Annotated in this window: 12 protein-coding genes; all 12 read left to right on the forward strand. The window is 42.5% G+C overall.

Going from position 1 to position 17010, the window contains the following annotated elements:
- Window positions 1-34: 34 nt before the first annotated feature.
- Window positions 35-508 (forward strand): L-2-amino-thiazoline-4-carboxylic acid hydrolase, encoded by a 474-nt coding sequence (locus tag AC1ECB_RS02630; RefSeq protein ID WP_485667331.1) that lies wholly within the window; start codon window positions 35-37, stop codon window positions 506-508.
- A gap of 69 nt (window positions 509-577) precedes the next feature.
- A complete protein-coding gene (locus tag AC1ECB_RS02635; RefSeq protein WP_485667332.1) occupies window positions 578-1855 on the forward strand; it encodes an L-cysteine desulfidase family protein in 1278 nt (425 codons plus the stop codon).
- A gap of 518 nt (window positions 1856-2373) precedes the next feature.
- A complete protein-coding gene (locus AC1ECB_RS02640; RefSeq protein ID WP_485667333.1) occupies window positions 2374-4113 on the forward strand; it encodes an aldehyde ferredoxin oxidoreductase C-terminal domain-containing protein in 1740 nt (579 codons plus the stop codon).
- Between the two features lie 80 nt (window positions 4114-4193).
- Entirely contained in the window at window positions 4194-5624 is a 1431-nt protein-coding gene (locus tag AC1ECB_RS02645; RefSeq protein WP_485667334.1) for a ThiF family adenylyltransferase, read from the forward strand.
- Window positions 5625-5672: 48 nt separating this feature from the next.
- The gene (locus AC1ECB_RS02650; RefSeq protein ID WP_485667335.1) at window positions 5673-6872 is read left to right on the forward strand and encodes a tungsten cofactor oxidoreductase radical SAM maturase; all 1200 of its coding nucleotides are present in this window, start codon (window positions 5673-5675) and stop codon (window positions 6870-6872) included.
- A gap of 460 nt (window positions 6873-7332) precedes the next feature.
- The gene (locus AC1ECB_RS02655; RefSeq protein WP_485667336.1) at window positions 7333-9072 is read left to right on the forward strand and encodes an aldehyde ferredoxin oxidoreductase C-terminal domain-containing protein; all 1740 of its coding nucleotides are present in this window, start codon (window positions 7333-7335) and stop codon (window positions 9070-9072) included.
- 60 nt (window positions 9073-9132) lie between these two features.
- Entirely contained in the window at window positions 9133-9369 is a 237-nt protein-coding gene (locus tag AC1ECB_RS02660) for a MoaD/ThiS family protein (RefSeq protein ID WP_485667337.1), read from the forward strand.
- 50 nt (window positions 9370-9419) lie between these two features.
- On the forward strand, window positions 9420-11417 hold the full coding sequence (locus AC1ECB_RS02665) for a sigma-54-dependent Fis family transcriptional regulator (RefSeq protein ID WP_485667338.1): 1998 nt from the start codon (window positions 9420-9422) through the stop codon (window positions 11415-11417).
- A 405-nt stretch (window positions 11418-11822) separates the two neighbouring features.
- Window positions 11823-12983 carry an iron-containing alcohol dehydrogenase gene (locus AC1ECB_RS02670; protein WP_485667339.1) on the forward strand — a complete coding sequence of 387 codons (1161 nt, stop codon included), beginning with the start codon at window positions 11823-11825 and terminating at the stop codon, window positions 12981-12983.
- Between the two features lie 504 nt (window positions 12984-13487).
- Complete coding sequence (locus AC1ECB_RS02675; protein ID WP_485667340.1) at window positions 13488-13691, forward strand: hypothetical protein; 204 nt, start codon at window positions 13488-13490, stop codon at window positions 13689-13691.
- 2 nt (window positions 13692-13693) lie between these two features.
- The gene (locus AC1ECB_RS02680; RefSeq protein ID WP_485667341.1) at window positions 13694-14932 is read left to right on the forward strand and encodes a molybdopterin molybdotransferase MoeA; all 1239 of its coding nucleotides are present in this window, start codon (window positions 13694-13696) and stop codon (window positions 14930-14932) included.
- A 12-nt stretch (window positions 14933-14944) separates the two neighbouring features.
- Window positions 14945-16885 carry a molybdopterin biosynthesis protein gene (locus AC1ECB_RS02685; protein WP_485667342.1) on the forward strand — a complete coding sequence of 647 codons (1941 nt, stop codon included), beginning with the start codon at window positions 14945-14947 and terminating at the stop codon, window positions 16883-16885.
- Window positions 16886-17010 lie beyond the last annotated feature (125 nt).

Consider the following 17010-nt stretch of genomic DNA (forward strand, 5'->3'; position numbering starts at 1 on the left):
AATAATATAAAATTCATTCTAAGGGGGATTTATAATGTCAAACTGTTGTGATAATCAAGAATTAACTGAGGCAATAAGAGGGTGTATTAAAGATCGGGCTACCTGGTTTTACTTACTATTAAAGGAAGCAAAAAAGCTGAGTGTAGATGCGGATGAAGCTGGGAAAAAAGCTATTTTTAAGTATGGCCAGTTAAAAGGTGCTAAAACCGGTATACTTAAAACACCCCGGGAGTTTTTTGACTGGTTAGCAGCAAAAAATACTCGTTTGGCGTTTGCTATGGAAGAAATAAAGGTTGAGGATGATAAAGGCATGTACAGGTTCCATAAATGTGCTTTGTGTGATGCCTGGAGGGAACTTGGCTGTACTCCTCAAGAGGTTAAGCTTTTGTGTGAAATAGCTTCCGAGGGTGATTATGGATTGGTAAGTTCATATCCTTTAAAACTTAAATTTAATTGTACCATTGCTGATGGCTCAGATTATTGTGAAATGGTTGTCACCAAAAAGTAAAGATTTTCAAGGTAAGGTGCAGTAGAAGCAAGTATGCATAAATAATGAGTGAAGGTAGACGAACACGCAATGGAAAATAAATTATTCAACAGTTATATTGAAATATTGAAGGAAGAACTGGTGCCTGCATTAGGGTGCACAGAACCTATTGCTATTGCTTATGCGGTAGCTAAAGCCAGAGATATATTGGGTGTTTTTCCCGAAAAAGCATTGCTGGAATGTAGTGGTAATATTGTAAAAAATGTCAAAAGTGTTGCTGTTCCTAATACCGAAGGATTGACGGGAATACGAGCCAGTATGTTGGCAGGACTGGTTGGCGGTAAAGCGGATAAGGGAATGGAAGTTCTATCCGAAATGAGCAGTGAGCATCTTATTTCAGTTAAAAACCTGTTGGATAGTGATTTTGGTGAAGTTCGATTGCTAGCAACAGATATCAATCTGCACCTGAAATTGCGATTAATGGCAAAGTCGGACTGTGTGACAGTAGAAATCCAGCACACTCATACCAATATCTGCAAAATAGAAAAAAATGGTAGCGTAATTTACCAAAATCATGCTGACTCTACAAAGTATTTGGGGAATTTTACCGATCGCAGCGTACTAACGGTAAGGGGCATTTATGAATTTGCTAACACTGTTCCTTTGGAAAAAGTTCGTGATCTTATTGCGCAGCAAATTGATTACAATATCCAAATTGCCGAGGAAGGTTTAGCGGGCGATTACGGTATAAATATCGGTCAAACATTACTAGATCTAGGGCGTAATGAGCCATTACGTGCTAAGATTATAGCCTATACTGCGGCTGCTTCTGAAGCCAGGATGAGTGGCTGTGCATTGCCGGTTATAACCAACTCTGGCAGCGGCAACCAGGGCATCGCAACGTCAATTCCTGTTATTGTTTTCGCCAGAGAGCATGGCCTATCGGAAGAAAAGTTGTATAGAGGGCTGGTATTTTCGAATTTACTGACAATTCATCAGAAAACTTTGATTGGCCGCTTATCAGCTTTTTGTGGAGCAGTTAGTGCGTCTTGCTCTAGCGGAGCGGCGTTTACTTATCTCACAGGCGGCAGTTTAGAAGAGATCAATTTGACGATTAGCAATACTTTGGCTAATGTGGTGGGAATTGTCTGCGACGGTGCAAAACCCTCTTGTGCCGCTAAAATAGCTTCTTGCTTGGAGGCTGCCTATATGTCTCATGTGTTAGCTGTGAATGGAAGGCATTATCAGGCTGGTAATGGTATTTTAAAAAACGATATAGAAGAAACTATTGCAGCTGTAGGCCGGATAGCCTGCAACGGTATGCGAACTACTGATACAGAGATTATCAAAATAATGTTAGAAGTTTAATAACAGCATTATCATAGCCAGAGGAATGCCCTGATAGTAGTACGCATGGGACCAAATTTGCCTTGTATACTGAAAAAAATAATAATTAAAAAAATTATAAATATTATAAAAGGGTTGCAGGAATATAGAAATATACAGCGAATATATTTTACTAAAGAGTTCCGAGTTGCTATCGCCAGCTAGGTGATAGTAAACGTGGGTGCGAGAAGGGATTTTCGTGCCAGCCATTGCGCAAAGGAAGTCCGTTAACACGGACTTCCTTTGTTCATTTCAGCATAGCTGAAATAAGTTCACTATCCTATCCGACATGCGACTAATGTTTTGTGAATATTCTGTGATATCAGAGACAAGAAAACTTAATAGTTGCTTCCGATTTATTATTATCCCACTGGGAGGTGATAAACCGTAAGGTATGATAAGCAATTATCGTGCCCGCCAATGCGCAAAGGAAGAGGTACTAAAATTTTTTAGCACCTCTTTTTTATATCTAAAATTAAATATTATGTAGGAGGTTTTTTATGAATAAGTTTATCCGTGTAAACATGACAACCAAGGAAGTTGTAACAGGTGAGGCTCCAGAGAAGTATGCAGGTTTAGCAGGTCGTGCACTTACTTCAAACTTTGTTAACGACGAAGTTAAACCTACCTGCCATCCACTGGGGAAAAACAACAAGCTAATTTTTGCTCCCGGTCTTCTTAGTGGCACTAGTGCTTCCCAGTCGGGTCGACTCTCAGTAGGTGCCAAGAGCCCACTGACTGGTACCATCAAGGAAAGCAACACAGGTGGAACGTTCTCCCAAAAGATGGCCAAAATGGGGATTAAAGCTCTGGTTATCGAGGGAATGCCGGAAGAAGACAAATTCTATGTGCTTAAAATTGATATGAATGGTGTAACCATCGAGGACGCTCCGGCTGAAATCCTCGGCGGCTGTGGCAACTACGAAGCGCTTAAAGTCTTAAGTGACAAATATGGTGCCAAAGTTGGTATCGCGCTGGCAGGTCCGGCTGGTGAATATCGCCTGCCTACTGCTAATATTTCCTTTAAAGATCCTGAAGGCAACATCCGTAGTGCCGGCCGTGGCGGTCTGGGTGCAGTGCTGGGTTCAAAAAAAGTAAAGGCTCTTGTAATTGATGATGCTGGCGCACCTGGGGTTACCCTTGCGAAGCCAGAGGAATTCAGAGCAGCAGCCAAAGCGTTTGCCAAGGCGTTGACTACTCATCCGGTTACTGGTCAGGCATTGCCGGCATACGGCACAGACGTGCTGGTTAACATCTTAAACGAAGCTGGCGGTTTGCCTGCGAAGAACTTTACTGCAGGCCGCATTGATTGGAATGACAAAATCTCCGGTGAAACCATGAATGCCACGATCACCGAGCGTGGCGGGGACGGCAAAGTATCTCACGGCTGCCACGCCGGCTGCATCATTCGTTGTTCACAGTGGTATCCGGACAAGGACGGCAAATACGTTACGAGCGGTTTTGAGTACGAGACTGTATGGGCTCTTGGCGCTGACGCTGGTATTCAGGATCTGGATGATATCGCTTATATCGATCGCGCCATGGATGATGTCGGCGTAGATGCTATCGACGTTTCCGTTGCTGTAGCGACCGCTATGGAAGGTGGCTTGCTGCCTTGGGGTGATGGCAAGGCTACTTTAGAAGCTATCAAGCAAATCGCCACTCCTACTCCACTTGGCCGGATAATTGGTGGCGGTACAGCCATTGTCGGCAAGGTTTGCGGTCTGTTCCGTACTCCTGTTGTTAAAGATCAGGCTATCCCGGCCTATGATCCGCGTGCCATTAAAGGTATCGGTCTGACGTATGCCACTACTCCAATGGGAGCCGACCATACATCAGGTTACTGTATTGCTACAAACATCCTAAAAGTGGGCGGTTATGTAGATCCGCTTAAGAAGGAAGGTCAAGTAGAACTTTCCCGTAATCTGCAAATTGCCACAGCTGCTGTTGATAGTACTGGTATGTGTCTCTTTATTGCCTTTGCTATCCTGGATATTCCTGAAGGCTTCAACGCGCTGGTCGATATGATCAATGCCCGCTATGGCCTGTCATTGACAGCAGACGACGTAACTGCCCTCGGAAAATCAATTCTTAAAGTTGAACGGGCCTTTAATGCCGCTGCTGGTTTTACGAATGCGCATGACCGACTGCCGGAATTCTTTGAATATGAGCCTTGCCCACCACATAATGTTGTTTGGGACTTCACGCCGGAAGAAATCGACGAAGTCTACAATTTCTAGTTAACTAAAAAAGCCGGGCTTAGGCCCGGCTTTTTATAAGGTTTTTAGTGTATAATAACTACTAGAGGGGAGGCAATTAGGTGATACTTGAGCGGGAACAAATAAATAGATATTTAAGGCATATTTTAATACCTGAAATAAGTGGTCCGGGCCAGAAAAAAATATTGGGTTCGTCAGTTTTCGTCTGTGGAGAAAATGTAACCGACACTGCCCCTGCTATATACTACCTTGCCGCAGCGGGTGTAGGTCATATAGGCTGTCATATTGAGGACGCCAGAGGGCTTGACAGGCTATTTGACAACATACACGATTTAAATGAGGATGTTACTATTGGATTATCAGACGGTATCAATAGTGATTTCCGGATTTTTTTAGGTAGGCCGGAGTTTATTACCGACAAACAAGACCTTGTAGATACTGGTTTTGTACCTTCAGTAATAGCTCTTTGTCGAGGCTGGCAGGGAGGCCTGCAATATTTTAAAAATAGGGATTGTTTTCAATTCTTTGTATCAAAGCTAGCCGATGTCCAGCAAAGAGCGGGAAGTGAATTGCAGGATAGCACTAGCAATGGGCATATAGTCTCAAACTGTGTTTCAGGTGCGCTATGCGCGATGGAAGTTATAAAGCTTTTACTTGGTATCGGCGGATCAGTAGATGATTTTTTATACTTCAATCTTCTAACTATGGAATTTGTAAAATCCGGCAAAGATGAACTTGAACATACATTACATGAGCTATGTATTCTGAAGCCGGTAGATTGCCTAGACGCTGCATTAGGCGATCGCAAAGTGTTAATTGTGGGGACAGGCGGACTGGGATCTCCTGCCGCGTATGCGCTCGCACTAGCAGGCGTTGGAACAATAGGTTTAGTCGATTATGATACTGTTGAGATAAGCAACCTCAATCGTCAAATACTCCATTCTATGTCAAGAATTGGAATGCCTAAGGTGGAATCTGCCGCCACATTTTTAAAAAGTATGAATCCGGGTCTTACTATAAATCGCTACAACACCAGTCTAAGTAAGGATAATATTTTTGATATTATTGCAGGCTATGATGTTGTAATTGATGCAGTTGATAATTTTCCAACCCGGTTTTTATTAAACGATGCCTGCTTTTTTGCAAAAAAACCGATGATAGATGCAGGTGTAATCAGATTTGACGGTACTTTCAGAACCATTTTACCTCAAAAAGGCCCCTGTTATCGCTGTACACTTCCTGAAATTCCATCTTCAGACAGTATACCGTCATGTGCCGAATCAGGCGTGCTTGGGCCGGTACCAGGAATAATGGGCTTTATCCAGTCGGCTGAGGCTGTAAAATTCTTATTAGGTCAGGGAAATATTTTAAGTGACAGAATGATCTTCTTTGATGGACTGTTTACTGATTTTTGTACCATAAAAATAAACAAAAACAATGCCTGTCCGTTATGCGGCGCAGACCCGACTATACATGAGCTCCAGGAATATGTATTTATGTGTCCGGATGATGTTGATAAAGACAGCAATTGAGAATTTCTATGATTTTGCAGCAAGGTACTGATCATTGGGGGATAAAGCATGAAAAAATCGTTCGAATATAAGGGAAGTAGCAATTTTGCTGAAGGAGAGAAGGTTCGGATTACTAAAGATGGCCGTGTGAAGTTGCCTGTATCTCTGGAAAAGGAACAAGAGGTACTATTCATTCAAACAGAAGGTGGTTATCGGCTAATCCCGCTACTAACGGATATAAAAAGAGTATATATTGAGGTTACTACGAAATGTAATTTTTCCTGTATAACTTGTATTCGTAGTTCCTGGCAAGATGAGCTGGCGCACATGGAAGTGGAAACCTTCGAAACCATAATGGAAAACCTCAAAGAATTGCCGGAGCTAGAGTCGGTTCACTTTGGCGGTTTTGGTGAGCCGTTGATGCATCCAAGGATCTTTGACATGATAAGAGCAGTGAAGGGACTTGGACTGAAGGTAGAAATGATTACTAACGGTTCTTATTTATGTGAGGAAACGATTCAAAAATTGATTGATCTAGAATTGGATGTTCTATTTACTTCCTTAGACAGCCCTGAGGCCGAAGAGTATAACCAAATCCGGCCAGGAGGCGACTTTCAGGACGTTTTTTATAATGTAAAAAATTTGCAAGCGATGAAGCAGGAACAAAAGGTTCAGAAGCCGGAGCTTGGAATAGAATTTGTAGCGATGAAAAAGAATTATGCCAGGCTGCCAAAGTTGATCAAGATGGCCTGGGAACTAAATGCCAGCAAGGTCATTGTGTCTAACTTATTACCTTATCACGAATCCATGAAGGATGAAATAGTCTACGATATTGATGACACGGGGTGTCTGTTTGGTCATGAATCGTTGTTGACCTCTATCCGGGCTCATATGTCGAATATGAAATTGAGGACAGAACGTAACTGTAAGTTTGTGAAGGATAAATCGTTGTGCATCAACTATAAAGGCAATGTCAGCCCCTGTTATGCCTTTATGCATACCTATCAGTGTTATATCTACGGAAGAAAGAAACAAATGTACCCGTATTATTTAGGTAATATTAATGAAAAAAAACTTCAAAATATATGGATGGATTCCGGGTACGTCAATTTCAGAAAGACTGTCGATGAAAATCACTTCCCTTCCTGTACGGACTGCAAATTTCAGGATGGTTGTAATTATACAGAAAGTAACGAAATGGATTGCTGGGCCAACAGTCCGTCATGTTCTGATTGCCTTTGGGCTAGACAAATCATTGCTTGTCCGTAAACAAATATAAATTATAAGTAATTATTAAAAAATTATAAATATTATAAAAGGTTTGCAGGAATATAAAAATGTACAGCGAATATATATCACTAAAGAGTTCCGAGTTGCTATCGCCAGCTAGGTGATAGTAAACGTGGGTGCGAGAAGGGATTTTCGTGCCAGCCATTGCGCAAAGGAAGTCCGTTAACACGGACTTCCTTTGTTTATTTCAGCTATGCTGAAATGAGTTCACTATCCTATCCGACATGCGACTAATGTTTTGTGAATATTATGTGATGTAAGTCAGAGACGAGAAAACTTAATAGTTGCTTCCGATTTATTATTATCCCACTGGGAGGTGATAAACCGTAAGGTATGATAAGCAATTATCATGCCCGCCAATGCGCAAAGGAAGAGGTACTAAAATTTTTTAGCACCTCTTTTTTATATCTAAAATTAAATATTATGTAGGAGGTTTTTTATGAATAAGTTTATCCGTGTAAACATGACAACCAAGGAAGTTGTAACAGGTGAGGCTCCAGAGAAGTATGCAGGTTTAGCAGGTCGTGCGCTTACTTCAAACTTTGTTAACGACGAAGTTAAACCTACCTGTCATCCGTTGGGGAAAAACAACAAGCTGATTTTTGCTCCCGGTCTTCTTAGCGGCACTAGTGCTTCCCAGTCGGGTCGACTCTCAGTAGGTGCCAAGAGCCCACTGACTGGTACCATCAAGGAAAGCAACACAGGTGGAACGTTCTCCCAAAAGATGGCCAAAATGGGGATTAAGGCTCTGGTTATTGAGGGAATGCCTGAAGAAGACAAATTTTATGTGCTTAAAATTGATATGAATGGTGTAATTATTGAGGACGCTCCGGCTGAAATTCTCGGCGGCTGTGGCAACTATGAAGCGCTTAAAGTCTTAAGTGCCAAATATGGTGCTAAAGTTGGTATCGCGCTGGCAGGTCCGGCTGGTGAATATCGACTGCCTACTGCTAATATTTCCTTTAAAGATCCTGAAGGCAACATCCGTAGTGCCGGCCGTGGCGGTCTGGGTGCAGTGCTGGGTTCAAAAAAAGTAAAGGCTCTTGTAATTGATGATGCTGGCGCACCTGGGGTTACCCTTGCGAAGCCAGAGGAATTCAGAGCAGCAGCCAAAGCGTTTGCCAAGGCGTTGACTACTCATCCGGTTACTGGTCAGGCATTGCCGGCATACGGCACAGACGTGCTGGTTAACATCTTAAACGAAGCTGGCGGTTTGCCTGCGAAGAACTTTACTGCAGGCCGCATTGATTGGAATGACAAAATCTCCGGTGAAACCATGAATGCCACGATCACCGAGCGTGGCGGGGACGGCAAAGTATCTCACGGCTGCCACGCCGGCTGCATCATTCGTTGTTCACAGTGGTATCCGGACAAGGACGGCAAATACGTTACGAGCGGTTTTGAGTACGAGACTGTATGGGCTCTTGGCGCTGACGCTGGTATTCAGGATCTGGATGATATCGCTTATATCGATCGCGCCATGGATGATGTCGGCGTAGATGCTATCGACGTTTCCGTTGCTGTAGCGACCGCTATGGAAGGTGGCTTGCTGCCTTGGGGTGATGGCAAGGCTACTTTAGAAGCTATCAAGCAAATCGCCACTCCTACTCCACTTGGCCGGATAATTGGTGGTGGTACAGCCATTGTCGGCAAGGTTTGCGGTCTGTTCCGTACTCCTGTTGTTAAAGATCAGGCTATCCCGGCCTATGATCCGCGTGCCATTAAAGGTATCGGTCTGACGTATGCTACTACTCCAATGGGAGCCGACCATACATCAGGTTACTGTATTGCTACAAACATCCTAAAAGTCGGCGGTTATGTAGATCCGCTTAAGAAGGAAGGTCAAGTAGAACTTTCCCGTAATCTGCAAATTGCCACAGCTGCTGTTGATAGTACTGGTATGTGTCTCTTTATTGCTTTCGCTATCCTGGATATTCCTGAAGGCTTCAACGCGCTGGTCGATATGATCAATGCCCGCTATGGCCTGTCATTGACAGCAGACGACGTAACTGCCCTTGGAAAATCAATTCTTAAAGCTGAACGGGCCTTTAATGCCGCAGCTGGTTTTACGAACGCGCATGACCGGCTGCCGGAATTCTTTGAATATGAGCCATGCCCACCACATAATGCTGTTTGGGACTTCACACCGGAAGAAATCGACGAAGTCTTCAATTTCTAGCCGATAAAAGGCCGGGCTTAGGCCCGGCTTTTTATTAAAATAAGTATAGGGGGGATTTGTATGGTAGTGGAAGTGCGTTTATATGCAACGTTGAGGCGTTATACGCCATCAAGTCCGAATGGTGTAATAACAGTAGACGTACCTGATGGGATTACTGCGCTTGATTTAGTGAAAAAAATTACAATTGATCCGACAGAGATTCACTTGATTATGATAAATGGTATAGGGTGTGAGTTTGAGAAGATAATATGTAATGGCGATCGGGTTGGCTTGTTCCCACCAGTAGGTGGCGGCTAGCCGTTAAATTATAGCATAAGTGAATGATTAATAAGAAAGGAGTGGATTGTATGACGATTGTTGCTTTGCCCATGATGGACCCTGCTTATATTGAATGGAAAAATTTTCTAAAAACAGGTAATCCTTATAAGTGCAACGCTCGTCAGCAGATTGTTGAATCGTGGGGACGGTGTTATCATGGGGGAGTAGATCCGTATGATGATAAAATTCTCCAAAGGTTGGATGAGTTGAACCTACATAAAGTTTTAAAAGAAAAAGAAAAACTTATTGAGATAGCAAAACCCTTTATGTCTAAGCTTCATGAATTTTTTAAAGGAGCGGGCTTTATCGTTGTATTAACTGACGAAAATGGGTGCATTCTAGAAATGTTATGCGACGAAGATACGCGGCAGCATCCGATGACCAGCTGTTTTTATCCTGGCAGCAGCTGGCAGGAAGAAGCGGTAGGGACTAATGCCATTGGAACGGTACTCAAGCTGGGAGAACCACTTCAGGTATCGGGTGCGGAGCATTATTGTAAAAAAAACCATTCTTTTGTCTGTTCAGCAGCATCAATTTTTGATTCTAATGGCCGGATTATTGGCGTTCTGGATATATCCTACGCGTCCAGTGTGTCCCATTTGCATACATTGGGAATTGTAGCAGTTATTGCTGAAGCTATTACTGCAGAGTTAGGAATTTGGCAAAAAAACTGTGAATTGGATCTGCTTAGCAAAAGGATGGCCAAGTTTTTTAATACTGTTTCTGATGGTGTGCTTATCGTGGATAATAATGAGGTAGTAGTTGAAATAAACCCTGCCGGCAAAGCTATGCTCGGAAAGTCGGAGGAATATGTTGTCGGGATAGAACTTAAGCGGTTATTTGACAATAAATCGGGAGCGCTGTTAACTAACAGTAAACGGTATCATAATATCGAAATAATTGTAGATACTAAAGGAGACGGCCATTTTATAGCTTCCCGGGAGCCTATAATTAATGATCATGACGTGATAACTGGTGGGATTATTTTTCTCAGACATAGTATACAAGTGAAAAATATGGTAAATCTAAATCATAGTAACGGCAACTATGCAACATTACAGTTCAGCGATATTATTGGCAAAAGTGTTGAAATACGCGAAGCTATACATGTTGCAACACGGGCTGCGGCCACGACATCAAATGTTTTGCTACATGGTGAAAGTGGTACAGGTAAAGAAATATTTGCTCAGGCCATTCACAATCAAAGTTGCAAACATAACGGACCATTTGTGGCTGTCAATTGCGGGGCAATCCCACGGGAGTTGATTGGCAGTGAGTTATTTGGCTATGAGGAAGGGGCTTTTACGGGGGCGAAACGAGGCGGAAAACCAGGTAAATTCGAACTAGCTTCAGGTGGAACTCTTTTCCTGGACGAAATCGGTGATATGCCACTTGAACAGCAGACCGCTTTACTAAGAGTGATACAAGAAAGAAAAGTGGCGCGTATTGGCAGTGATAAGATGATTCCGGTTACTATTCGTTTGATTTGTGCCACACACAAGAATCTGCTGGAAGAAGTTGAAAAAGGGGCCTTTCGACTTGATCTTTTTTATAGATTAAATGTGTTATCAATTATTATTCCGCCGTTACGGGAGCGCCGTGAGGATATACAACCGCTTTTTGAACACTTTTTAGAAAAGTTAAGTCGCGAGCAGGGATGCGAATTTTCTGTGGAAGACGAAGTCATTCCTTATTTAACTGGATACCACTGGCCAGGTAATGTCCGCGAGCTGCAAAACGTAATCGAACATGCGGCATGTTTAGCAGAAAATGGAGTTATTACGGTTGGTCATTTACCTGAAATGCTTTTTGCACCAGAATCACGCATGGTACTAGCATCACCACAAATAGATGAAACTATTTTTAGCAGGGAACAGAGACAGCAGATGGCGGAATTTACGGAGAAATATAAGATAATTAGTAAGCTTGATGCCTTTGCTGGAAATGTTAGCCGGGTAGCGAAAGAATTAGGGATATCTCGAAAAACTTTATATAATAAGATGCGATTGCACGCTATCAAAAATTAGCTAAAGCAATGTTGGCCAATCTCTTATTATGTGCTGAATCAAGAGGCTGCTAATTGCTCTAAAGTAAGTGTTACCTTAAAGTGTGTAAAAAGTGTAACCTTATTGCACAGTTTTACACACTCCAAGGTAACACTTATGGTGCAGCTGAATAGCAGCTGGTATAGCGCATTGGATTAATCCAACCCCAAGATAGGCAAAAATTGCCGGGTTTAAGACCAATTTCACTTTATTTTAAATTTTTTGAATAGTTGGCATAACAATTGCGATACTATATTGTGGAAAGTCAAATAGCTAAGTGGGCAGGCGATTACCTTTAGGATAAACTGAATTTAAAACTAAGGAGTCGAAACTTAGGGTAACTTCGTTTGAGCCTATTTATAAAAAATTAAGGGGGAATTGTTAAGTATGGAAAAAAAATCATTTGGGTATTTTAATCCGCCAGTAGCTATCATGGGCGTTGGGTGTCTTGAGGATATAGCTGATTACATTAAACCTATGGGATTCAAAAAAGCGTTAATCGTTAGCGATAAAGTACTTGTTGAAATCAAACTTATCAAAAAACTTACCGATGTTCTTGATAAAGTTGGCGTAGGTTATGCTATTTTTGATGGCGCTCAACCAAACCCAACAGTTGGTAACGTTAATGCTGGCTTGAAAATACTCAAAGACAATGGTTGCGATTTTGTAATGTCCTTCGGCGGCGGTTCACCACATGACTGCGCTAAAGGTATCGCTCTTGTTGCTTCTAACGGCGGTAAGATCGAAGATTATGAAGGCGTTAACAAATCAGCTAAACCGCAAATGCCTTTGATTGCAGTTAATACCACTTCCGGTACTGCTAGCCAAATGACTCGTTTCTGTATCATTACCGATGAAACCAGACACGTTAAAATGGCTATCGTTGACTGGCATACAACTCCTATTATTGCTGTTGATGATGCTGATTTAATGCTTGCTATGCCTCCTTCCCTTACAGCTGCTACCGGTATGGATGCTTTGACTCATGCAGTAGAAGCTTATGTTTCCATAATTGCTACCCCTGTTACTGACTGCGCAGCTATCAAAGCTATTGAATTAGTTTCTGGTTTCTTGAGAAGAGCTGTTAAAGACGGTAAAGATATTGAAGCTAGAGAAATGATGACCTATGCTGAATATCTTGCTGGTATTGCATTCAATAATGCTAGCTTAGGTTATGTACATGCAATGGCTCACCAACTTGGTGGTTTCTATGATCTTCCACATGGTGTTTGCAATGCAATCTTGCTCCCGGCTGTTTCGGACTTCAATGCCAAAGTTGTTCCTGAAAGATTTGTCGATATTGCTAAAGCTATGGGCGTAGATGTTGCCGGCTTATCTGCTGCAGATGCTGCTGCTAAGGGTATCGCTGCTATTCGCCAACTTTCTGCTGACATCAATATTCCTGCCGGCCTGAAAGATCTTAGAGGCTTCAAAGAAAGCGATATTCCAACACTTACTGCCAATGCGCTTAAAGATGCTTGCGGTCTTACTAATCCTAAACAAGCTACTCCTGAAGAAATCACTGGTATCTACAAAGCTGCTATTTAATTAAGTAGAATTATATAATCAAAGAAAATTAAAATAGTTACCATTTGTTAGTAAAAAGGGTTGGTTTATATTCATCATAGTATGATATAAACCAACCTGATTTAATTTTCAGTGAGTACGAGTATAGTAAAATATGACATTTGATTTTTCGTTAACAGGTCGTTTCAATGTTATTTTGTGGTATAATGGAACAAGCGTATAACATTTGATGGTTTGCAGCAGTTTATATCTGTAGGTATAGAAACTGCTGTCGCAACCACTGATAACCAGAGAGCAGAAACTATTCAATACCAAAGCAGCGAAGAAAGCTAGTGAAAAACGAGACGGTTACAAAGACGCGTAAGCCGTTTTTATCTAAAAATAAAGGAGTTGAGAAGCCGAAATAAGAGCGCAAACTTACTTAAACTGGAAGGGGAAATTAACAAAATTTATCCCAGGTAGTGTAATTTTGTTATCCGAAGCTATAAGTTTTTGATGAGTTTCTTGTAACGGCTTTCGATTATTATGAAATCAATTGCAAACCATGAAGAGCTTAAAAATAAAATTATTGAGTTAGCGAAACAAGGAAAGCTAACTTGTGAAGAAGCTCATCAGTTAGCTGAGTCTGAGGGTGTGCCGCTAGTAATCATAGGCAAAGTGGCTGTAGAAGCTGGGATAAGAATTAACGATTGCCAGTTAGGCTGTTTTGGGAAGTATAAGGAGCGTTAATTATGGAGTATTTTAATTGTATAGCTTTAAAAGAGGCAGAACAATTGATAGTGAACAAATTAGACGGGCTTATAGTTGCAAGTGAACAAGTCTCTTTGGTTGAAGCTTTAGGACGCATTGTGGCGGAAGATGTTGTTAGTAAAGAAGATTTGCCGCCTTTTAGCCGGTCAACTGTTGATGGGTTTGCAGTACGTGGCATGGATACATTTGGGGCGGGTGAAGGTGTACCTGCGTTATTCGATATTGTGGGTGAAGTGGCTATGGGGCAGCAGACCGATGTTCAGTTAAAACCTGGACAGGCTGTGACTATACCTACAGGTGGTATGTTGCCAATTGGAGCAGATGCTGTCGTTATGCTGGAACATGCAGAACGACCTGATAGTAGTAGTCTGCTAGTTCTAAAGGCAGTTGCACCCGGAGAAAATGTAGTTGTTAAAGGTGAAGATATTAGTGCAGGACGCCACTTGCTGCATCAAGGGCAAAAAATTCTGCCGCAGGATATTGGGGCGTTGGCCGCCTGCGGTTGTGCAGCAGTGTTAGTACGACAGAAGCCTGAGGTCGTAATTATTTCCACCGGTGATGAGGTGGTGGATGTGGCTTGTACTCCGGTAAGCGGTCAAATTCGTGATATTAATTCCTATGCGTTGGCAGCAATGCTCGAAGACGCCGGGTGTATAGTTAAGCGTCATGGAATAGTAAAAGATCAATATGAGTATTTGTTAGCAGCCTTATCGCAGGCGGTAAACCGTTGTAATATGATAGTTGTATCAGGCGGCAGTTCGGTTGGGGTGCGGGATCATACTGTTAGAGTCATTAAAGAGCTGGGCGAGTCTGATGTAGTGTTTCACGGGGTGGCAATAAAACCTGGTAAGCCTACTATTTTTGGTATGATTGGAAAAGTGCCGGTATTTGGTTTGCCAGGGCATCCAGTGGCTGCGATGACTGTATGTAGTCAAATAGTAAAACCAGCAATACAAATACTTCTTGGTCAGACGATTAAAGATGTTTATACTATACCAGCCCGGATGTTGCGCAGTATGGCTTCGGTACCGGGCAGAGATGATTATATTAGAGTGCAATTAATTAAGAAGGCTAATGAATATTGGGCTGAGCCGGTTTTGGGAAAATCGGGTTTAATTAGTACCATGTCTGAGGCTGACGGCATTGTACATATTGCAGCTGACAAAGGCGGCTTATATAGTGAGGAAATGGTGCAAGTGGAGCTTATTACAAAACAGTAAGGATGAGGCATTTTGTATAAAGTTAAAGCATATTTAGATAGCCTGCCCCGGGATCAGGCTGAGAAGTTATGGTGGGAAAAACTTCTCGCTGTGGACTATTTCACCAATTTTCCAGTGGAAGAAGTTAGTATCAGTGATGCGTTAGGACGGGTAACGGCTCAGTGCGTGTATGCCAGGCAGTCAGTGCCACATTATAATGGGGCGGCAATGGACGGTATTGCGGTAAGGGCCCAGGATACCTTTGGGGCAGGAGAAACTACCCCTAAAAAATTGCTGGTGCTGAAGGCCGGCGAGCCATTTGTTGATGCAGGCTGCTATATTGTAGACACAGGTGACTTAATGCCACTTGGTACTAATGCGGTCATAATGGTTGAGGATGTACATTTATCATATGGCTATGCTGATATTATTGCGGCTGCTGCGCCGTGGCAGCATGTTCGTGTTATTGGCGAAGATATTGTGGCTAATGAAATGGTATTGGCAGAGCATCATGTTATTACTCCTTCGGATATTGCGGCTTTGCTGGCTGCAGGACTGGATAGTGTAGCAGTTGTCGCTAAGCCCAAAGTGACAGTTATTCCTACAGGCAGTGAATTGGTGGCAACTCATCAGGAGCTTAAGCCAGGGGCTATTTTAGATGTTAATTCTCATATGTTGTGTGCGGCTGTAACCAATTGGGGCGGTGAGCCGACACGCCATGAGATCGTGTATGATGATTACCAAAAGATTAAAAAAGCTATTGTTGATAGTTTGAAAGTCAGTGACATGGTCATTACTAATGCTGGAACATCAGCTGGTACGGAAGATTTTACTGCCGATATACTCTCAGAGCTCGGTGAAGTATTGGTACATGGTGTAGCAATTAAACCAGGTAAACCGGTAGTACTGGCCATCTGCCAGGGAAAACCTGTCATCGGGCTTCCTGGATATCCGGTATCAGCGATGTTGACAGCTGATCTATTTGTTCGTAAAGTGCTGCATGCGAGGCAGAAACTGCCTCAACCGGAGGTTAAAACAGTGGCAGCCACCATGTCCAGACAAGTTTACTCGCATATTGGTGTAGAAGAATATGTTAGGGTGTCACTAGGCGAAGTTCAGGGAAAATTTGTTGCTGCACCGTTAGGACGCGGAGCTGGCTTAATAAGTTCCTTAACTAAGTCTCAGGGGATGGTGGTTATTAAAGAGACTAAAGATGGTCTGGCTGCGGGAACTGTTACAGAGGTTAAACTATTTGGCAGACAACAGGCTAGTAAAAATATTTTGTCAATAGGCAGTCATGACCTTGCACTCGAGATTCTGGGCGTATTTTTAGGCAGGCAGGCAGGCCTTTCGTTGTCCTGTGCCAACGTTGGCAGCATGGGTGGCATTATGGCGATACGCAATAATGAGGCGCATATTGCGGGGATACATCTGCTTGATGAAATAACTGGTGAATTTAATGTTTCTTATGTAAATCGCTATTTAAAAAATAATGAATCCTGGCGATTGGTGCATTTAGCTATGCGAGATCAAGGGTTAATGGTTTTGGCAGGAAATCCAAAAGGAATTCAGGGACTGGGTGATTTAGTACGCTCAGATATTGAATACGTTAATCGCCAGCGGGGCGCTGGCACACGAATGTTACTGGATTATCAGCTGCAAAAAATGAATATAGAGTCTAGTAAAATAGTCGGCTATGAAAAAGAGGTTGGCACTCATATGGCAGTAGCAGCCACAATTGCAGGCGGTTCTGCTGATACTGGTATGGGTATACGTGCTGCAGCTAAAGCACTTGGACTGGATTTTATTCCGGTAGCTCAAGAGCGGTATGATCTTATTTTGAATTTTGCACCTGAAGATGAAAGGCCCGCGTTAATTATAAAGATTTTACAGTCGCCAGAGTTTCGGCAGCAAGTTGAGGCGCTTGGTGGATATGATTTGTCAGATGCTGGGAAATTGATGGCTCTGAGTTGATTTTGAAAAAAATCAGGCACATGTATATAACATAACTTAAGAGGGTATACTAGTTGTGTAGCGGTGTCCTCGAAGAGAAACGAGATTGCGAAACATTATAATTGATAAATGCGCATATAGTAAGC

This window comes from Sporomusa sp. 246TCP1 (assembly GCF_057319775.1).